We start from the raw sequence: 18782 nt of genomic DNA on the forward strand, positions 1-18782 counted from the left end.
GCCGGGCTGACCGGCCGGGCTGACCGGCCGGGCTGACCGGCCGCGCTACCAGCCCGGCTGACGGTCCGGGAGGCCGTCGCGGACGGTGAGGGCCGGTGCTACGCCCTCCGACGAAGTTCGCCCTGGAGGGCATGTCCGAGGGACTCGCGGACGAGGTCGCGGACTTCGGCATCAGGGTGCTGATCGTGAGCCGGGCTCCTTCCGCACCAGTCTGTTCGAGACCGGGCGGGCCGGCGCCGGTGCGGACACCGGGGTGTACGGCAAGGTCAGCGAGACCCGTGGGGCCGTCGCCGGCGGTGACGGCACCCAGCCCGGCGACCCGGCCAAGGCCGCCGCCCTCGTCCTGGCCGCCCTGGAGGCCGACCCGGCCCCGCTGCGCCTGCCCTCGGCGACGACGGCGTCAGCGCGGTCCTCGGCCATCCCGGCCAGGTGCGGGACGAGGTCGTGGCGTGGGAGAAGCGCACCCGGAACACCGCGTTCGACGACTGACGGCGCATCACGAGGGCCCTGTACATGCGTGCAGGGCCCTTGTGCATTTCCTGTGGAGGCCTCAATCTTTCGGCTGACGCACAGGAGTCGTCCTCGGGTTGACATGACCATGACTCCAGGGTGGCTTCGACGGGCGTGCACCACACCCCACAGCGCACCACCGATCGAGGAGGACCCCTCAGATGGCAGTGATGCGTACTCCCCACGGATCCACCCGGCGAAGACTGGCCGCGCTCGGCGCGACGGCCACCGCGGCGCTCGTCGCGAGCCTCGTCTCCGCCCTCCCCGCCGGCGCGGCCCCGGTCGCCGCCGAAGGACGCGTCCAGTACGAGGGCGCCGCGAACGCCGTCGCCGACAGCTACATCGTCACCCTGAAGACCGCGAAGGCCGGTTCCGCCGAGGGCCGCGCCCTCGCGCACAAGTACGGCGCCGACATCGAGCGGACGTACACCAAGGCCCTGAACGGCTATGCCGTCGAGGCGTCCGAGTCCGAGGCGAAACGTCTCGCCGCCGACCCGGCCATCGCCTCCGTCGTGCAGAACAGGACCTACGGCATCACCGGGACGCAGCCCAGCCCGCCCTCCTGGGGCCTGGACCGCATCGACCAGAAGAACCTGCCGCTGAACAGCTCCTACACCTACCCGGACTCGGCCGGCCAGGGCGTCACGGCGTACGTCATCGACACCGGCGTCCGCATCACCCACGGCGACTTCGGCGGGCGTGCCTCCTACGGCTACGACGCCGTCGACAACGACAACACGGCCCAGGACGGCCACGGTCACGGTACGCACGTCGCCGGTACCGTCGCCGGAAGCGCCTACGGCGTCGCCAAGCAGGCCAAGGTCGTCGGCGTCCGGGTGCTGAACAACTCCGGCCAGGGCACCACCGCCCAGGTCGTCGCGGGCATCGACTGGGTCGCGCGGAACGCGGTCAGGCCGGCCGTCGCCAACATGTCCCTCGGCGGCCCCGCCGACACGGCCATCGACACCGCCGTACGCAACGCCGTCACCTCCGGCGTCACCTTCGTGGTCGCGGCCGGCAACGAGTCGACCAACGCCTCCACCCGGTCCCCGGCCCGCGTCACCGAGGCCGTCACCGTCGGCGCCACGACGTCGAGCGACGCGAAGGCGAGCTACTCCAACTACGGGACGGTTCTCGACCTGTTCGCCCCCGGCTCGTCCATCACCTCGGCGTGGAACTCCAGCGACTCCGCGACCAACACCATCTCCGGTACGTCGATGGCGAGCCCGCACGTCGCCGGAGCCGCCGCCCTCCACCTGGCCGGCAACCCCACGGCCACCCCCGCGCAGGTCTCCGCCGCGCTGACGGCCGCCGCCACCACCGGCGTCGTCACCAGCCCCGGCAGCGGCTCGCCCAACCGGCTCCTGAACGTCGGCGGCGGTACGACCACCCCGCCCGGCCCGCGCTTCGAGAACACCGCCGACCAGGCCATCGCCGACAACGCCACCGCCGAGTCTCCGGTGACCGTCTCCGGCGTCCCGGGGAACGCGCCCTCGGCCCTGGCCGTCGAGGTCCACATCGTCCACACGTACATCGGCGACCTCCAGGTCCAGCTGATCGCCCCCGACGGCACGGCGTACACGCTCAAGGGGTACGGCACCGGCGGCAGTGCGGACAACATCGACACCACGTACTCCGTGAACGCCTCGGCCGAGGCCGCCAACGGCACGTGGACCCTCCGGGTGAGCGACAACGCCCGCCTGGACACCGGGCGGATCGACGCCTGGGCGCTTCAGTTCTGAACCTGGATTCCCAGACAGGCCCGGCCCGCCGTGAGGACGAGGCTCGTCCTCACGGCGTCACCCCCCGGACGGCGTCGACGCCCCGCCCCGAGCCCTTGCATCGACATGTCTCTATGTTGACGTTTTTCGATTCAAGGCGCAGGGTTGCATCAACGAACGCCAATGCAGCCTGTTCGGAGGCGACCGTCATGAGCGAACACTCCACCGACCTGCGCGAAACGGTCCGCCGCCGGTACGCCGAGGCAGCCGTGCGGGCCACCGCGGGCGGTACCGCCTGCTGCGGCCCCGAGCCGGTCGAGGTCGACGCGACCTTCGGCTCCACCCTCTACGCCGCCGACGAGCGCGAGGCCCTGCCCGCCGCAGCGGTCGCCGCCTCCCTCGGCTGCGGCAACCCCACCGCCGTCGCCGAACTCCGTACCGGCGAGCGCGTGCTCGACCTCGGCTCCGGCGGCGGCATCGACGTCCTGCTCTCCGCCCGCCGCGTCGGCCCCACCGGCAAGGCGTACGGACTGGACATGACCGACGAGATGCTCGAACTCGCCCTGGCCAACGCCGTGAAGGCGGGCGCGACGAACGTCGAGTTCCTCAAGGGCACCATCGAGGCCGTCCCGCTGCCCGCGAACACCATCGACGTGGTCATCTCCAACTGCGTGATCAACCTGTCCACCGACAAGCCGGCCGTGTTCGCCGAGACGTTCCGCGTACTGAAGCCCGGCGGCCGGATCGGCGTCTTCGATGTCATCGCCGACGACGCCCTCGCCCCCGCTCAGCGTGCCGAGCGCGGTGACTACGCCGGCTGCGTCGCCGGCGCGCTGTCCTTCGCCGAGTACCGGCAGGGCCTGGAGGCCGCCGGTTTCACCGACGTGGAGATCACCACGACCCACGCGGTGGCCGACGGCATGCACTCGGCGATCGTCCGCGCGACCAAGCCGCGCTGACAGGCCGGTGCCGCGCGCGGTCCCGCACGCTCAGCCCTGCCGCCGCTCTGGGGCGGCAGCGGGATCACCGGTGGACGGGGCCTCCTCCGTGGCGGCCCACGCGGCGAGCAGCCGGAGGGTGTCGTGGTCGGCGGAGCCGGGTGCGGCGCTGTAGGCGGTGAGGGTCAGGCCGGGCTGGGCGGGCAGTTCCATGGCGTCGAATTCGAGGGTGAGGGCACCGACCTCGGGGTGGCGGAAGGACTTGCGGCCGGTGTGGTGCAGGCGCACGTTGTGCCTGGCCCAGGCGGTGCGGAACTCCTCGCTGCGGGTGACGAGTTCGCCGATCAGGCCGGTCAGCCCGGTGTCGTGAGGGGCGCGTCCGGCCTCGGTCCGCAGCAGGGACACCGTGGTGTTCAAGGACTCCTCCCAGTCGGGAAAGAAGTCGCGGCCTCGGGGGTCGAGGAACTGGAACCGGGCGATGTTGACCGTCCGGGCGGTGCGGTCGGGGAACAGCGGGGAGTACAGGGCCCGGCCGAGGTGGTTGGTCGCGAGGATGTCCAGGCGGCCGTTGCGGATGAAGGCCGGGGAGTCGGTCATCGACCGCAGGACGCGCAGGACACTGTCCGGCAGGGGGCCGCGGGCGCGTCCGGGGCGGCGGGCGGGGCGCTTGGCGGCGGCGCGGGCCAGGTCGAACAGATGGGCGCGTTCGGCGTCGTCGAGCTGGAGAGCGTTCGCGACGGCGTCGAGGACCTCCTCGGAGGCACCGGCGAGGTGACCGCGTTCGAGGCGGACGTAGTAGTCGATGCTGACGCCGGCGAGCAACGCGACCTCTTCGCGACGCAGGCCCGGCACCCGCCGATTGCCGCCGTAGGCGGGCAGCCCCGCCTGCTGCGGCGTGATCTTGGCGCGGCGGGATGCCAGGAACTCGCGGACGTCGCTCTCGGTACTCACGCCTTCCAGGCTAGGCCGGGCGTGCCACGGGTGGGGGGCCCTGTCAGTACCTGTAACGGCAGTCCCTTCTCCACCACACCGGGCTGCGTTTTCCTCGATACCGGAAGCGGTTCTGGCCCGCACAGTCCGTCTCGATCGAGGAGCAATTCTCATGCCGAAGCAGTCCGCACCCCAGGAACTGGCCGGGATCGCGCCGAAGCTCGTCGAGGTCACCGACGAGGTCCTGTTCGGTGACATCTGGGAACGCCCCGGGCTGTCCCCCCGCGACCGCAGCCTGGTGACCGTGAGCGTGCTGGCCGCCCTGTACCGCGCCGAGCAGCTCGGCTACCACCTCGGTGTGGCCCTGGACAACGGTCTGACCACAGAGGAGTTGTCCGAGGCGATCACGCACCTGGCCTTCTACGCCGGCTGGCCCAACGCCATGACCGCGATCACCCGGCTCAAGCAGATCACCGACGAGCGAGACGCCTGACCGGCCTCACGGCACGACGCCCCTACGACAGGAACGAACCCGTGGAACACATCACCGACACCCTCACCCTCAAGGCCCCGGCCGAGCGCTTCACCGGCGACGTCCACCTCAACATGATCGAGACCCCCGCGGAACCGGCCCGCCTGGCCGCCGCCCTGGTGCGCTTCACCCCCGGCGCCCGCACCAACTGGCACTCCCACGCCCTGGGCCAGGTCCTGCACATCACCGACGGCGTCGGCCTGGTCGGCACCCGAGACGGCAACGTCATCCGCGTCAGCGCCGGCGAAACCGTCAAGTGCCCTCCGAACGAAGAACACTGGCACGGCGCCACCGACACCAACCTCCTGGCCCACATCGCCCTGGTCGTCGGTGACGCCACCGGCGACGGCACGACCTGGCTGGAGCCGGTGACGGACGAGCAGTATGTGGCGGCCCTGGCCGCCGTCACCGACTGACGAACCCGAGCCTGAAGTGAGTCCGGGTCATGTCATGCCGTGGCGTGGTCCGGAGACCGCCGGCTCGCCTGCCGCACGCTAGGTCTGGACGAGCTTCCGGGACTTCTGCGTGGCCACCGAGCCGTACCCGGGGTGAAGTCGAGCCCGCTGCCTCGACCAGGCCGCGCCGTGTTCCATGGCGTCCCGTCGGTGACGGGCGTGCGAGGCCGGAAACAGGAATCGATCGCGCTGCGGGAGCGGTTCGACAGGAACCCCGACACGGGGATCGCCCGAGTTCCATCCCGACGTCTAGTAGTGATAGCGCGCCGCGAGGATCACGATCTCCTTGTCCGTGACCAGGTAGACCAGGCGGTGCTCGTCATCGATCCGCCTCGACCACGCACCGGGCAAGTGGTACTTGAGCGGCTCGGGCTTGCCGATCCCAGTGAAAGGGTCCCGCCTGACGTCCTCGATGAGCTTGTTGATCCGAGCGAGCATCTTGCGGTCGTTCTTGAGCCAGGACGTGTAGTCCTCCCAGCCCTGGTCCTCGAAGACAAGCCTCACTCGGCACCCGCGTCCGGGGCCGCCGTATCAGGATCGATCAGCTCACGCTCCGACACGTTGATGTTGCCCAGGGCATTCTCGTACGCCTTGAGCAGCCGCCGAGCGTTCGCAGGCGAGCGCAGCAGGTACGAGCCCTCGCGCAGCGCCGCGTAATCCTCGGCCGAGACGAGCACGGCGTTGCCGTGCTTGGAGACGATCTCGATGGCCTCGTGATCGTCGTTGACCTTCTTGATCAGCGGGAAGAGAGCCTTGCGGGCTTCGCTCGCAGTTATGGACATGGGCTGACCTCTTCCGTCGAGTGGTACCAAATAACGTACCACTCTCACAAGGTCCCAGCACCATCCCAGCTCGGGAAACAGAGAGGGGCCGACTCCCGGAAGAGTCGACCCCACCTGAAATGCATGTTTGCCAGGCCACCAACGTGGCGCTAGCAACCCGCTCACACGTTGAAGCGGAACTCCACGACATCCCCGTCCTGCATCACATACTCCTTGCCCTCCATGCGCGCCTTGCCCTTCGCGCGGGCCTCCGCCACCGAGCCCGTCTCCACCAGGTCGCCGAAGGAGATGACCTCGGCCTTGATGAAGCCCTTCTGGAAGTCGGTGTGGATGACTCCGGCCGCCTCGGGGGCCGTGGCGCCCTTCTTGATGGTCCAGGCGCGGGATTCCTTGGGGCCGGCCGTGAGGTAGGTCTGGAGGCCGAGGGTGTTGAAGCCGACGTGGGCGAGGGTGGCGAGGCCGGGCTCGTCCTGGCCGACGGACTGGAGGAGTTCGAGGGCCTCGTCCTCGTCGAGCTCGGCGAGGTCCGCCTCCAGCTTGGCGTTGAGGAAGATCGCCTCGGCGGGGGCGACCAGGGCCCGCTGCTCGTTCTTGAAGTCCTCGTCGACCAGTTCGTCCTCGTCGACGTTGAAGACGTAGAGGAACGGCTTGGTCGTGAGCAGGTGCAGGTCGTGCAGGAGCTCGTTGCGCTCGCTGCCCTGGACGATCCCGTGCGAGAAGAGGGTGTCGCCCTTCTCCAGGATCTCCTTGGCCTCCTCGACGGCCTTGACCTTCGGGGCGATGTCCTTCTTGATGCGCGACTCCTTCTGGAGGCGCGGGAGGACCTTCTCGACCGTCTGGAGGTCCGCCAGGATCAGCTCGGTGTTGATCGTCTCGATGTCGTCCTTGGGCGAGACCTTGCCGTCCACGTGGACGACGTTCTCGTCCGCGAAGGCGCGGATGACCTGGCAGATCGCGTCGGACTCGCGGATGTTCGCCAGGAACTTGTTGCCCAGGCCCTCACCCTCGGACGCGCCGCGCACGATGCCCGCGATGTCGACGAAGTCGACCGTGGCCGGGAGGACCTTCTCCGACTTGAAGATCTCGGCGAGCTTGCCGAGCCGCGGGTCGGGGACGCCGACGACGCCCACGTTCGGCTCGATGGTGGCGAACGGGTAGTTGGCCGCCAGCACGTCGTTCTTGGTCAGGGCGTTGAACAGGGTCGACTTGCCGACATTCGGCAGACCGACGATTCCGATCGTGAGCGACACGTTGCGACTTCCCGTGAGTGGAGAGGGCCAGGGGGCCAGGGGACCGGCCGATCCACCAGTCTACGGCGTACCCGCAACCGGCCCGGCGACCTGTCGAACGCTTGGCCAAGCCCCGGCTCACGGCGTGTCTGAAGGGCCATTCGGCACATTAAACGACCTACGTTGGTGCAGTGGAGCAATACAGGACGCGACCTGCCCGGTACGGACCGCGACGCGACCGGCCGAGATCGTCCCTGCCGCCCCAGGCGAAACGGGGGGCGGAGAGTGAGGCGGCGGTGCGAGCCGAGCGGGGAGAGCGGGCGCCGGGGGCGCAGCGCCGTCCGGCGGCCGTACGGCGGACCTCGTCCGCGCCGGCGGCACCCCATGCGGGACGGCTGCCGAATCCACGGCTGACCGGGCTGGGCAGCGGACTGTTCTGCGGACTGGTGATGTTCCTGCTCGGCGGGCTGAGCGCCGTGCTGTTCGGGGCGTCGCTGACGGCGTACGGCGTGCTGTTCCTGCCGGTGTGTGTGCTGACCGCGGTCTGGGTGCGCCGGGGGGATCTGATGATCGCGCCCGTCGTCGTGCCGATCGCGTTCGCCGTGGGACTGCTGCCGATGGCCGACGGCGACGGAGGGACCGGCGGCAGGCTGATGGGACTGGTGACGGCGCTCGCCACGCAGGCCGGGTGGCTGTACGGGGGGACGCTCGTCGCCGGGCTCATCGTCATCGTCCGGCGGATCCGGCTGATGCACCGGCGGCGGACGGCGGCAGCCGGGGCCCGTCCGCCGGTGTGACGCCTGCCGGTGTGGTGCCCGCCGGGCCCTAGTGTCCGGCCGCGCGCATCGCCGCCCCCACGATCCCCGCGTTGTTCTGCAGCTGCGCCGGGACGATCTCCGCCTTGATGCCCTCGATGTGGGGCAGGAACTTGTGGGACTTGCGGCTGACTCCGCCGCCGATGATGAACAGCTCCGGCGAGAACAGCATCTCGACGTGGGCGAGGTACTTGCGCACGCGGTGCGACGCCCAGTGCTCCCACGTCATGTCGTGGTCCTCCCGGGCCTTGCTGGAGGCCCGCTTCTCCGCGTCGTGCCCGTCCAGCTCCAGATGGCCCAGCTCGGTGTTGGGGACGAGAACGCCGTCGACGAAGACCGCGCTGCCGATACCCGTGCCGAGAGTGAGCACGATCACCGTGCCGCGTCGGCCGCGGCCGGCGCCGAAGTGCATCTCGGCGACGCCCGCCGCGTCCGCGTCGTTCACCACCGTCACCGGCAGGCCGCCCAGCCGCTCGCCGAGCAGCACGCGCGCGTCGGTGTCGATCCAGCTGTCGTCGACGTTGGCCGCCGTACGGATCATGGCTCCGTCGGTGACCACGCCCGGGAACGTGACCCCGATCAGGCCCGTCCAGCCGAAGTGGTCGACGACCTGCTTGACGCCGTCGGCCACCCCGTCGGGCGTGGCCGGGTGCGGGGTGAGGACCTTGTGGCGCTCCTGCGCCAGGTCGCCTTTTTCCAGGTCCACCGGGGCGCCCTTGATCCCGGAACCGCCGACGTCCACACCGAAGATCTGCATGGCCCTACGTTACGACGTAGGACGGACAGTCACCGGCCGGATGGCGGTCCTCACGCGAGGGCTCCCCGAGCACTCCCCGGCCGCTCCCCGATCACTCCCCGGAATTTTCACCGGTTCCGGTCCCGGCCCCACCGCGCTCGGCGGCCAGCGTCGCGGCCTCCTCGCGCAGGTCGCGGCGCAGCTCCTTCGGCAGGGAGAACGTGATGGACTCCTCGGCCGCCTTGACGATCTCGACGTCCTCGAAGCCGCGCTGGGAGAGGTACTCCAGGACCTGCTCGACCAGGATCTCCGGGACGGAGGCACCGGAGGTGACACCGACCGTGGAGACGCCCTCCAGCCAGGCCTCGTCGATCTCGTCGGCGAAGTCCACGAGGTACGCCTCGCGCGCACCCGCGAGCTTGGCGACCTCCACGAGCCGCACGGAGTTGGAGGAGTTGCGGGAGCCGACCACGATGACCAGCTCCGACTCGGCGCCCATCTGCTTCACGGCCAGCTGGCGGTTCTGCGTGGCGTAGCAGATGTCGTCGCTGGGCGGGGAGATGAGCTGCGGGAACTTCTCCTGCAGCGCGTCGACGGTCTCCATGGTCTCGTCGACGGACAGCGTGGTCTGGGAGAGCCAGACGACCTTGGACGGGTCGCGGACCTCGACCTTCGCGACATCGCCCGGCCCGTCGACCAGCTGGATGTGCTCGGGGGCCTCGCCGGAGGTGCCGATGACCTCCTCGTGGCCCTCGTGGCCGATCAGGAGGATGTCGTAGTCCTCGCTTGCGAACCGGACGGCTTCCTTGTGGACCTTGGTGACCAGGGGGCAGGTGGCGTCGATGGTGGCGAGGCGGCCGCGCTCGGCCTCCTCGTGGACGACAGGGGCAACGCCGTGTGCGGAGAACATGACGATGTTCCCCGGGGGCACTTCCTCCGTCTGCTCGACGAAGATCGCGCCCTTCTTCTCCAGGGTCTGCACGACGTACTTGTTGTGGACGATCTCATGCCGGACGTAGACCGGAGCCCCGTACTGCTCCAGCGCTTTCTCGACGGCGATGACGGCGCGGTCCACACCCGCGCAGTAGCCACGGGGGGCGGCGAGCAGGACACGGCGGCCAGGCGAAGCAGACATGCGTCCCATCGTAAGGCCGCGTTCGGCGGGTCGGAGATCGCGTCGGTGTGGAGTCACCGGGAAGACCGCTGAGCCTCGTTGTCAGCGGCGCCCACTACCCTCGCGGGCATGGCTCTCAACACATCTGCCGAATCCCCGCTCCCCGTCGGTGAGGTGTCGCGGCTGATCGGAGGGTGGATCGACCGGCTCGGGGCGGTGTGGGTCGAGGGGCAGATCACGCAGTTGTCGCGGCGGCCGGGCGCCGGTGTGGTGTTCCTGACGCTGCGCGACCCGTCGCACGACATCTCCGTGGGCGTCACCTGCTACCGCCAGGTCTTCGACGCCGTCGCGGACGTGGTGAGCGAGGGCGCCCGGGTCGTCGTCCTCGCGAAGCCGGAGTGGTACGCCCCGCGTGGGCAGCTGTCGCTGCGGGCCGCCGAGATAAGGCCCGTCGGCGTCGGTGAGCTGCTCGCGCGTCTGGAGCAGCTGAAGAAGACCCTCGCGCGGGAGGGGCTGTTCGCGCCGGAGCGGAAGAAGCCGCTGCCGTTCCTGCCGCAGCTCGTGGGGCTGGTCTGCGGACGGGCCTCGGCCGCCGAGCGTGACGTCCTGGAGAACGCCCGGCACCGCTGGCCCGCCGTCCGCTTCGAGGTACGCAACGTCGCCGTGCAGGGTGTGCACGCCGTGCCGCAGGTCGTGCAGGCCGTGAAGGAGCTCGACGCGATCGAGGACGTCGACGTGATCATCGTCGCGCGGGGCGGCGGCAGTGTGGAGGATCTGCTGCCGTTCTCCGACGAGCAGCTGATCCGGACGGTCTCCCAGTGCCGTACGCCCGTGGTGTCCGCGATCGGCCACGAGCCCGACAACCCGCTTCTCGACCACGTCGCCGACCTGCGCGCCTCCACCCCGACCGACGCCGCCAAGAAGGTCGTACCGGACGTCGGCGAGGAGTACGAGCGCGTGCGGCTGCTGCGGGACCGGGCGCGGCGGTGCGTGGCGGCGCTGGTCGAGCGGGAGGAGCGAGGGCTGGCCCATGCCCTCGCGCGGCCGTCGATCCAGGACCCGCACCGGATGATCGACGAGCGCGCCGACCACGTGGCGGACCTGCTCGACCGGGGCCGGCGCTGTCTGCGGCACCAGCTCGACCGGGCCGACTCGGAGCTGACGCACACGCACGCGCGCGTGGTGGCCCTCTCCCCCGCCGCGACTCTGAAGCGCGGGTACGCCGTGCTGCAGAAGGCGGACGGGCACGCCGTCCGCGATCCCGGCGAGGTGGAGGCCGGCGAGGCGCTGCGCGCCCGGGTCTCCGAGGGTGAGTTCTCCGTACGAGTGGACGCATAGGGTGGGTGGATGACCAGCGAGGTTGATGAGACGCCGGGCACGTCCGAGGCGCTCGGGTACGAGCAGGCGCGGGACGAACTGATCGAGGTCGTCCGGCGCCTGGAGGCGGGCGGTACGACGCTGGAGGAGTCCCTCGCGCTCTGGGAGCGCGGCGAGGAGCTGGCCAAGGTCTGCCGACGCTGGCTGGACGGGGCGCGGGCGCGGCTGGACGCGGCGCTGGCGGAGGAAGCCGCGGAGGACGAGGACACCGAGTAGATCGAGCCGGTCGGTGCGGGGTGACACACGACACCCTCAGGTTAGTTGAACGTTGAACTTCACTCGCGTACGGTCGGAGACGTCAGCCGATCTTCCGGACCGACCGTCGCGAGAAAGTGCATTCATGTCCCTCGTTCTTGACCCCGCCGCCCAGGACCTGCTGTTCCGTGAGGCCCGCACCGCCAACGCCTTCACCGACGAGCCGGTGACCGATGAGCAGGTGCAGGCGATCTACGACCTGGTCAAGTACGGTCCGACGGCCTTCAACCAGACCCCGCTGCGCATCACCCTGGTCCGCTCCCCCGAGGCCCGCGAGCGCCTCGTGCCGCACCTGGCCGAGGGCAACCGCGCCAAGACGGCGAGCGCCCCGCTGGTCGCGATCCTCTCCGCGGACAACGAGTTCCACGAGGAACTGCCGCACCTGTTCCCGGCCGCGCCGCAGATCAAGGACGTCTTCTTCACCGAGCGCCCGGTCCGTGAGAACGCCGCCGGACTGAACGCCGCGCTCCAGGCCGCGTACTTCATCGTCGGCGTCCGCGCCGCCGGTCTCGCCGCCGGCCCGATGACCGGCTTCGACTTCGAGGGCGTGCGCAAGGAGTTCCTGGACGACGACCACTCCCCGCTGATGATCGTCAACATCGGCCGTCCGGGCCCGGACGCCTGGTACCCGCGCTCCCCGCGCCTGGAGTTCGACCAGGTCGTCACCACGGTCTGAGCCCCGCGTAGGCGCGGAGAAGGCCCCCGGCAGTGCCGGGGGCCTTCTCCGCGCCTACGCGAGTACGCGGCTCACTTCGTCTTCAGCGCCTCGGCCATCTTCGTCAGCTGCGCGAACGACGCGGTGCCCGTCACGACCGTCGTCGAGCCCTTGGTGCCCTCGAGGACCAGCGCGTCGTAGCGGCCGCCCTCGTAGCGGGTCCACGTGCGGCCGGCGATCTTCTCGGTCTTCCCGGTCTCCCGCGCGCCCTGGGTCGCCTCGTCGAGGAAGACGGGGCGCCGCTGAGTGGACTGCTCGACCGCCACGTACTCCCCCTCGGGGTCGTGGAAGCCGAGGTGCCAGGTGTCGAAGTCATCGCCCTGGTAGCGGACGGAGGTGGCCTTCCATGAGTCGGTCAGGCCCTCGGGCGCGGCCACGGGGTACGAGGCGGCGCGGCGTGCCGTGAGCAGTTCGACCCGGTAGTCGACCGCCTTGGGCTCGCGCGGACTGTCGTCGTGCGGGATGAAGAGATAAACGAAGCCCGCCACGAGGACGATGACACCCATGGAGAGGATCATGTCCCGCGCCGTCTTCTGCTTGCCGTTCGTGCCTGCCACGCCCCCTATCGTCGCAGGTCTCCGGAGCGCTCATCCGTGGGGGCCCCTGCTCATTTTGCGGTCTCGGCGATAGAGTCGGGCGACAAAGCCCTCATCCGGCCGTCGTCGTACAGAAAGGTGCGCTCCGATGACCGAGCATCATCACTTGCCGTCCGAACTGGATGTGCCCTCCGAGGCCCCCGACCGCAACCTCGCCCTGGAACTGGTCCGGGTGACCGAGGCAGCGGCGATGGCCGCGGGCCGCTGGGTGGGACGCGGCGACAAGAACGGCGCCGACGGCGCCGCGGTGCGCGCCATGCGGACCCTCGTCTCCACCGTCTCGATGAACGGCGTCGTCGTCATCGGCGAGGGCGAGAAGGACGAGGCCCCCATGCTCTTCAACGGGGAGCGCGTCGGGGACGGGACCGGGCCCGAGTGCGACATCGCCGTGGACCCGATCGACGGCACCACGCTGACCGCGAAGGGCATGACGAACGCGATCGCGGTGCTGGCCGCGGCCGAGCGCGGTTCCATGTTCGACCCGTCGGCGGTCTTCTACATGGACAAGCTCGTCACCGGCCCCGAAGCGGCCGACTTCGTCGACATCAACGCGCCGGTGTCGGTGAACATCCGCCGGGTCGCCAAGGCCAAGCGGTCCACGCCCGAGGACGTGACGGTGGTGATCCTGGACCGGCCGCGGCACGAGGGCATCATCAAGGAGATCCGTGAGGCCGGTGCGCGGATCAGGCTGATCTCCGACGGTGACGTGGCCGGCTCGATCCTGGCGCTGCGCGAGGGCACGGGCGTCGACCTGCTGCTCGGCATCGGCGGTACGCCGGAGGGCATCATCTCGGCCTGTGCCGTGAAGTGCCTGGGCGGCACGATCCAGGGCAAGCTGTGGCCCAAGGACGACGAGGAGCGGCAGCGGGCGCTCGACGCGGGACACGATCTGGACCGGGTGCTGACCACGGAGGATCTGGTCACCGGCGAGAACGTGTTCTTCGTGGCGACCGGGATCACGGACGGTGAGCTGCTGCGGGGGGTTCGCTACCGGGCGGAGACCGCCACGACCGACTCGATCGTGATGCGGTCGCGGTCGGGCACGGTCCGCAGGATCGATTCCGAGCACCGGCTGAGCAAGCTGCGGGCGTACAGCGCGATCGACTTCGACAAGGGGAAGTAGCCCCACGCTCCGAAGGCCGACGTTCGCTCCGAACCTCGGCTCTTCCGAACCTCGACTCTCAAGAGATCCGCTGAAAAAGAGGGCGTCCCCGGTGCGGTGGGGGCGCCCTCTTTCCCTGTCGCTCAGCCTGCCGCGGCTATGCGGTCCGACGAACGGGCCGCCTTCTTCAGCTCCAGGTCGCGGCGGCGGCGCCGGGCCAGGACCACGCGGCGTTCCGCGGCGGTGAGGCCGCCCCAGACGCCGTACGGTTCGGGCTGGAGCAGGGCGTGTTCGCGGCATTCGATCATCACCGGACAGCGGGCGCAGACCCGCTTCGCCGCCTCCTCGCGGGAGAGCCGGGCCGCGGTGGGCTCCTTGGAGGGAGCGAAGAACAGGCCTGCTTCGTCCCGCCGGCACACCGCCTCGGTGTGCCACGGGGCGTCTTGATCCCTGTCTCGCGCTGGCACCCGCGGGGCCGGAACGGCAGCTACCTGCAGGGACGAATGCGGCGGTTGCAGCACGGTCTACTCCTGACGACGGCTTCGCGAGCGAGAGACGATGCAGCAAGGCCTACCCGCTGTACGCGCGCCTATGCACTGAGTTCCGAACCGCTGGATTCGCCCCGTTCGCAAGGTCCGTGGGGCCGTGTCACCGGTGCACCGTTTTGCTCCAGACCCGGGGCGGATTCGCGACTGTCAATGATCCAGGTGCTTGCGCAAACTCTTGTCGACCTTGCGCTGCACCCGGTCCAGGATGTCCGCGACGAACCTGCCGCGCCGGGGCCGCGCCTCGACGCTGCCCAGGACGGCCCAGCCGTCCACGTAGACGACGGGGGCCTCCGGGTCGCCCGAGTCGAGGGTGTCCACCTCGAAGCTGCCGAGCACGCCACCGCCCATGCCCCGCAGCGACACGTTCTCCGGGACCCGGATGTCGACACTGCCGAAGACCGCGAACGACTTGATCACGACCTGCTGGTGGTCGAAGAGGGCCTCACTGAGGTCTATCTCGACACTGCCGAAGATCGCGTACGCGTGAATACGGCGGCCCGCGCGCCGGCGGCCCTTGCGGACGGCTCCGCTGAAGATCGCGACCACGTTGTCGTCCGGGTCCATCGGAATGGCGCCGGCGGTCGGGCGGTACGGGGCCGGAGCGGGGGCCTGACGATGGGCGGCGGGCAGGTCCCGTATGAACACCTCCAGCTCGCCGACCGTCTTGGCGCGCAGCACCCCGTCGACACGCTCGGCGTGCTCGTCCGCGGTGATCCGGCCTTCGGCGAGGGCGTCGTGCAGGATGTCGGCGATGCGGTCACGCTCGGCGTCGGAGGCGCGGAGCTCGGAGCCGGCGGGCGCGGTCTGCTTCTGAAGGTCCACGGCAGCAGCGTACCCAAACACGATAGATCGCGACACCCCCCGCTCGCGGCCTTTGCGACCCCCTGACCGTGACGAACTGAGCCTTACCTCACAAGCTCGCCGTCAGAGGCAGGTTCTACGCTGGTGGACGCTCGCCAAAGGAGGCGGGCCGCGTCTGTCGAGTGAGGAATGGGCGAGATGCCTGAGTTCGCGTACACCGATCTGCTCCCCCAGGGCGAGGACACCACCCCGTACCGGCTGGTGACCTCCGAGGGTGTCTCCACGGTCGAGGGGCCGGACGGGCGGACCTTCCTCAAGGTGGAGCCTCAGGCGCTGCGCAAGCTCGCCGAAGAGGCCATCCACGACATCCAGCACTACCTGCGCCCGGCCCACCTCACGCAGCTGCGCCGCATCATCGACGACCCCGAGGCGTCCGGCAACGACAAGTTCGTGGCGCTGGACCTGCTGAAGAACGCGAACATCGCGGCCGCTGGCGTCCTCCCCATGTGCCAGGACACCGGCACGGCGATCGTCATGGGCAAGCGCGGACAGAACGTGCTCACGGAGGGCGGCGACGAGGCGGCGCTGTCACGCGGCATCTACGACGCGTACCAGAACCTGAACCTGCGGTACTCGCAGATGGCCCCGCTGACCATGTGGGACGAGAAGAACACGGGCTCCAACCTCCCGGCGCAGATCGAGCTGTACGCGACCGACGGCGGCGCCTACAAGTTCCTCTTCATGGCCAAGGGCGGCGGTTCGGCCAACAAGTCGTTCCTGTACCAGGAGACGAAGGCCGTTCTGAACGAGGCCTCCATGATGAAGTTCCTGGAGGAGAAGATCCGTTCGCTGGGTACGGCCGCCTGTCCGCCGTACCACCTGGCGATCGTGGTCGGCGGTACGTCCGCCGAGTACGCGCTGAAGACGGCGAAGTACGCCTCCGCGCACTACCTGGACGAGATCCCGGCGGAGGGTTCGGAGCTCGGGCACGGCTTCCGGGACGAGGACCTGGAGCAGAAGGTCTTCGAGCTGACGCAGAAGATCGGGATCGGGGCGCAGTTCGGCGGCAAGTACTTCTGCCACGACGTGCGCGTGGTGCGGCTGCCGCGGCACGGGGCGTCCTGCCCGGTCGCCATCGCGGTGTCCTGCTCCGCCGACCGCCAGGCCGTCGCGAAGATCACGGCCGAGGGCGTCTTCCTGGAGCAGCTCGAGAAGGACCCGGCCCGGTTCCTGCCGGAGACGACGGACGAGCAGCTCGCGTCCGACGGCGACGTGGTCAAGATCGACCTGAACCAGCCGATGGACGAGATCCTGGCCGAGCTCACGAAGTACCCGGTGAAGACGCGGCTGTCGCTCACCGGGCCGCTGGTCGTGGCGCGTGACATCGCGCACGCCAAGATCAAGGAGCGGCTGGACGCGGGCGAGGAGATGCCGCAGTACCTGAAGGACCACCCGGTGTACTACGCGGGTCCGGCGAAGACGCCGGAGGGATACGCGTCCGGCTCCTTCGGCCCGACGACGGCCGGCCGTATGGACTCCTACGTGGAGCAGTTCCAGGCGGCCGGCGGCTCGAAGGTGATGCTGGCGAAGGGCAACCGCAGCAAGCAGGTCACGGACGCCTGCGGCAGCCACGGCGGCTTCTACCTCGGCTCCATCGGCGGCCCGGCCGCCCGCCTCGCCCAGGACTGCATCAAGAAGGTCGAGGTCGTCGAGTACGAGGAGCTCGGCATGGAGGCCGTCTGGAAGATCGAGGTCGAGGACTTCCCGGCGTTCATCGTCGTCGACGACAAGGGCAACGACTTCTTCCAGGACCCGGCTCCGGCGCCGACGTTCACGTCGATCCCTGTGCGGGGCCCTGGGCTGGCGTAGTGCGCACAACACGCTGAGCGAGAGCCAAAGCCGGCGCATTGCAATGCTTTCGGGCAACCGGGCAGGTTCCGTCCTGGCTGGTGCTGAGGGAGTAAGACCCCGCTGGTCGCTGACCGGTCGGGCCTCCTGAGCCAGCAATCCCCCTGCTTCAGCTGGGGGAGGGTGCAAGTCCATTCCGGTACGGGGACCCGGACTCGCCTGAGAACAGGGGTGACGGTTCGCCTCCACGGGGAACAGTGGTCGCGTCGCGGACGCTGTGCCACGTGGAGGTGATCGTCGATGACCGACGAGCAGGACAGGACCGAGTACCGCACCGAGCACGACTCCATGGGCGAGGTCCGGGTCCCCGCCCACGCCAAGTGGCGGGCCCAGACCCAGCGTGCGGTGGAGAACTTCCCCGTCTCCGGGCAGCGCATCGAGCGGGCGCACATCGAGGCGCTGGCCCGGATCAAGGGGGCGGCGGCCAAGGTCAACGCCGAGCTGGGGGTCCTGGACAAGGAGATCGCCGAGGCGATCCAGGGGGCCGCCGCCGAGGTGGCCGAGGGCAAGTGGGACGAGCACTTCCCGGTCGACGTGTTCCAGACCGGGTCCGGGACCTCGTCCAACATGAACACCAACGAGGTCATCGCCACCCTGGCGACCGAGCGGCTGGGCAGGAGCGTGCACCCCAATGACCACGTGAACGCCTCCCAGTCGTCGAACGACGTCTTCCCCTCGTCGATCCACATCGCCGCCACCGCCGCGGTCATCCGCGATCTCGTCCCGGCCCTGGAGCATCTTTCGGCCGCCCTCGGGCGCAAGGCCGAGGAGTTCGCCGACGTCGTGAAGTCGGGGCGCACCCATCTGATGGACGCCACACCCGTGACGCTGGGGCAGGAGTTCGGCGGGTACGCCGCTCAGGTGCGGTACGGCATCGAGCGACTCGAGGCCTCCCTCCCCCGGCTCGCCGAACTGCCCCTCGGCGGCACGGCCGTCGGCACCGGCATCAACACCCCGCCCGGTTTCTCCGCCGCCGTGATCGAGGAGGTCGGCCGGACGACCGGGCTGCCCCTGACCGAGGCCCGGGACCACTTCGAGGCACAGGGCGCCCGGGACGGCATCGTCGAGACCAGCGGGCAGCTGCGGACCATCGCGGTCGGGCTGACGAAGATCGCCAACGACCTGCGGTGGATGTCCTCGGGACCGCGCACCGGCCTCGCCGAGATCGCCCTGCCCGACCTCCAGCCCGGCTCCTCGATCATGCCGGGCAAGGTGAATCCGGTCATTCCGGAGGCCGTGCTGATGGTGGCGGCCCAGGTCGTCGGGAACGACGCCACCGTGGCCACGGCTGGTGCCGCCGGCAACTTCGAGCTCAATGTCATGCTGCCGGTCATCGCGAAGAACGTGCTGGAGTCGATCCGGCTGCTCACCAACGTCTCGCGGCTGCTCGCCGACCGGACCGTCGACGGCGTCACCGCCGACCGCGAGCGGGCGCGGGAGTACGCCGAGTCCTCCCCCTCCGTCGTCACTCCGCTCAACAAGTACATCGGGTACGAGGAGGCCGCGAAGGTGGCCAAGAAGGCGCTGGCGGAGCGGAAGACCATCCGTCAGGTCGTCCTGGACAGCGGGTACGTGGAGCGCGGCGACCTGACCAGGGAGCAGCTCGACGAGGCTCTGGATGTCCTGCGGATGACGCACCCGTGACGATTCGAGGAGCGAGTACGCCCGGCGCGTGAACCGTGACACGCGCCGCAGCGTCGTATGCCTACGGCACCTAA

Annotated in this window: 20 protein-coding genes and 1 pseudogene; 12 read left to right on the forward strand and 9 right to left on the reverse strand. The window is 69.9% G+C overall.

Annotation, left to right across the window (positions count from 1 at the left end):
* Nucleotides 1-110: 110 nt before the first annotated feature.
* The 3 genes and pseudogenes from OG542_RS14005 to arsM form a co-directional block, all read left to right on the forward strand.
* A pseudogene (locus OG542_RS14005) lies at nucleotides 111-489 on the forward strand (short-chain dehydrogenase/reductase); the annotation flags it as partial.
* Between the two features lie 182 nt (nucleotides 490-671).
* A complete protein-coding gene (locus tag OG542_RS14010; protein WP_328411078.1) occupies nucleotides 672-2252 on the forward strand; it encodes a S8 family peptidase in 1581 nt (526 codons plus the stop codon).
* 188 nt (nucleotides 2253-2440) lie between these two features.
* Nucleotides 2441-3190, forward strand: a complete 750-nt coding sequence (gene arsM, locus OG542_RS14015) for an arsenite methyltransferase (RefSeq protein WP_328411080.1) — start codon at nucleotides 2441-2443, stop codon at nucleotides 3188-3190.
* Nucleotides 3191-3220: 30 nt separating this feature from the next.
* On the opposite strand, the gene OG542_RS14020 is transcribed toward arsM, so the two are convergent.
* Nucleotides 3221-4120 carry a helix-turn-helix transcriptional regulator gene (locus OG542_RS14020; protein WP_328411082.1) on the reverse strand — a complete coding sequence of 300 codons (900 nt, stop codon included), beginning with the start codon at nucleotides 4118-4120 and terminating at the stop codon, nucleotides 3221-3223.
* A 151-nt stretch (nucleotides 4121-4271) separates the two neighbouring features.
* On the opposite strand from OG542_RS14020, the gene OG542_RS14025 reads away from it, so the two are divergent.
* Nucleotides 4272-4592 carry a carboxymuconolactone decarboxylase family protein gene (locus OG542_RS14025; RefSeq protein ID WP_328411084.1) on the forward strand — a complete coding sequence of 107 codons (321 nt, stop codon included), beginning with the start codon at nucleotides 4272-4274 and terminating at the stop codon, nucleotides 4590-4592.
* Between the two features lie 41 nt (nucleotides 4593-4633).
* Nucleotides 4634-5047, forward strand: coding sequence for a (R)-mandelonitrile lyase (locus OG542_RS14030; RefSeq protein ID WP_328411086.1), 414 nt, complete (start codon nucleotides 4634-4636; stop codon nucleotides 5045-5047).
* A 288-nt stretch (nucleotides 5048-5335) separates the two neighbouring features.
* Here the strand turns inward: OG542_RS14030 and OG542_RS14035 are convergent, their stop codons facing one another.
* From OG542_RS14035 to ychF, 3 genes are all read right to left on the reverse strand, one after another.
* The gene (locus tag OG542_RS14035) at nucleotides 5336-5590 is read right to left on the reverse strand and encodes a Txe/YoeB family addiction module toxin (RefSeq protein ID WP_073443650.1); all 255 of its coding nucleotides are present in this window, start codon (nucleotides 5588-5590) and stop codon (nucleotides 5336-5338) included.
* Complete coding sequence (locus OG542_RS14040) at nucleotides 5587-5868, reverse strand: type II toxin-antitoxin system Phd/YefM family antitoxin (RefSeq protein ID WP_193481158.1); 282 nt, start codon at nucleotides 5866-5868, stop codon at nucleotides 5587-5589. Before OG542_RS14040 ends, OG542_RS14035 begins: the two co-directional genes overlap by 4 nt.
* 161 nt (nucleotides 5869-6029) lie before the next feature.
* Entirely contained in the window at nucleotides 6030-7118 is a 1089-nt protein-coding gene (ychF, locus tag OG542_RS14045) for a redox-regulated ATPase YchF (RefSeq protein WP_184590891.1), read from the reverse strand.
* A 170-nt stretch (nucleotides 7119-7288) separates the two neighbouring features.
* On the opposite strand from ychF, the gene OG542_RS14050 reads away from it, so the two are divergent.
* Nucleotides 7289-7894 carry a DUF6542 domain-containing protein gene (locus tag OG542_RS14050; RefSeq protein WP_328411089.1) on the forward strand — a complete coding sequence of 202 codons (606 nt, stop codon included), beginning with the start codon at nucleotides 7289-7291 and terminating at the stop codon, nucleotides 7892-7894.
* 28 nt (nucleotides 7895-7922) lie between these two features.
* Here OG542_RS14050 and ppgK read toward each other — a convergent pair whose 3' ends face one another.
* Both ppgK and OG542_RS14060 read right to left on the reverse strand, forming a co-directional pair.
* Nucleotides 7923-8669, reverse strand: coding sequence for a polyphosphate--glucose phosphotransferase (gene ppgK, locus OG542_RS14055; protein WP_328411091.1), 747 nt, complete (start codon nucleotides 8667-8669; stop codon nucleotides 7923-7925).
* Between the two features lie 91 nt (nucleotides 8670-8760).
* Nucleotides 8761-9792 carry a 4-hydroxy-3-methylbut-2-enyl diphosphate reductase gene (locus tag OG542_RS14060; RefSeq protein WP_328411093.1) on the reverse strand — a complete coding sequence of 344 codons (1032 nt, stop codon included), beginning with the start codon at nucleotides 9790-9792 and terminating at the stop codon, nucleotides 8761-8763.
* Between the two features lie 99 nt (nucleotides 9793-9891).
* Here OG542_RS14060 and xseA point away from each other — a divergent pair, with 99 nt between their 5' ends.
* From xseA to OG542_RS14075, 3 genes are all read left to right on the forward strand, one after another.
* Nucleotides 9892-11100: an exodeoxyribonuclease VII large subunit gene (xseA, locus tag OG542_RS14065; RefSeq protein ID WP_328411095.1), complete on the forward strand. Its 1209-nt coding sequence runs from the start codon at nucleotides 9892-9894 to the stop codon at nucleotides 11098-11100.
* Nucleotides 11101-11109: 9 nt separating this feature from the next.
* On the forward strand, nucleotides 11110-11355 hold the full coding sequence (locus tag OG542_RS14070) for an exodeoxyribonuclease VII small subunit (protein ID WP_311127552.1): 246 nt from the start codon (nucleotides 11110-11112) through the stop codon (nucleotides 11353-11355).
* 124 nt (nucleotides 11356-11479) lie between these two features.
* Complete coding sequence (locus tag OG542_RS14075; protein ID WP_311127551.1) at nucleotides 11480-12070, forward strand: malonic semialdehyde reductase; 591 nt, start codon at nucleotides 11480-11482, stop codon at nucleotides 12068-12070.
* 71 nt (nucleotides 12071-12141) lie between these two features.
* On the opposite strand, the gene OG542_RS14080 is transcribed toward OG542_RS14075, so the two are convergent.
* Nucleotides 12142-12666 (reverse strand): DUF4245 domain-containing protein, encoded by a 525-nt coding sequence (locus tag OG542_RS14080; RefSeq protein ID WP_311127550.1) that lies wholly within the window; start codon nucleotides 12664-12666, stop codon nucleotides 12142-12144.
* Nucleotides 12667-12793: 127 nt separating this feature from the next.
* On the opposite strand from OG542_RS14080, the gene glpX reads away from it, so the two are divergent.
* Nucleotides 12794-13828, forward strand: coding sequence for a class II fructose-bisphosphatase (gene glpX / locus OG542_RS14085; RefSeq protein ID WP_184590906.1), 1035 nt, complete (start codon nucleotides 12794-12796; stop codon nucleotides 13826-13828).
* A 122-nt stretch (nucleotides 13829-13950) separates the two neighbouring features.
* On the opposite strand, the gene OG542_RS14090 is transcribed toward glpX, so the two are convergent.
* Nucleotides 13951-14328, reverse strand: a complete 378-nt coding sequence (locus tag OG542_RS14090; protein WP_328411099.1) for a WhiB family transcriptional regulator — start codon at nucleotides 14326-14328, stop codon at nucleotides 13951-13953.
* A gap of 174 nt (nucleotides 14329-14502) precedes the next feature.
* Nucleotides 14503-15177: a DUF1707 SHOCT-like domain-containing protein gene (locus tag OG542_RS14095; RefSeq protein WP_328411101.1), complete on the reverse strand. Its 675-nt coding sequence runs from the start codon at nucleotides 15175-15177 to the stop codon at nucleotides 14503-14505.
* Nucleotides 15178-15354: 177 nt separating this feature from the next.
* Here OG542_RS14095 and OG542_RS14100 point away from each other — a divergent pair, with 177 nt between their 5' ends.
* The gene (locus OG542_RS14100) at nucleotides 15355-17025 is read left to right on the forward strand and encodes a fumarate hydratase (RefSeq protein ID WP_311127548.1); all 1671 of its coding nucleotides are present in this window, start codon (nucleotides 15355-15357) and stop codon (nucleotides 17023-17025) included.
* 279 nt (nucleotides 17026-17304) lie between these two features.
* On the forward strand, nucleotides 17305-18708 hold the full coding sequence (locus OG542_RS14105) for a class II fumarate hydratase (RefSeq protein WP_328411103.1): 1404 nt from the start codon (nucleotides 17305-17307) through the stop codon (nucleotides 18706-18708).
* Nucleotides 18709-18782: the final 74 nt, after the last annotated feature.

It is taken from the genome of Streptomyces violaceus (genome assembly GCF_036014075.1).
GTDB classification, from domain to species: domain Bacteria; phylum Actinomycetota; class Actinomycetes; order Streptomycetales; family Streptomycetaceae; genus Streptomyces; species Streptomyces violaceus.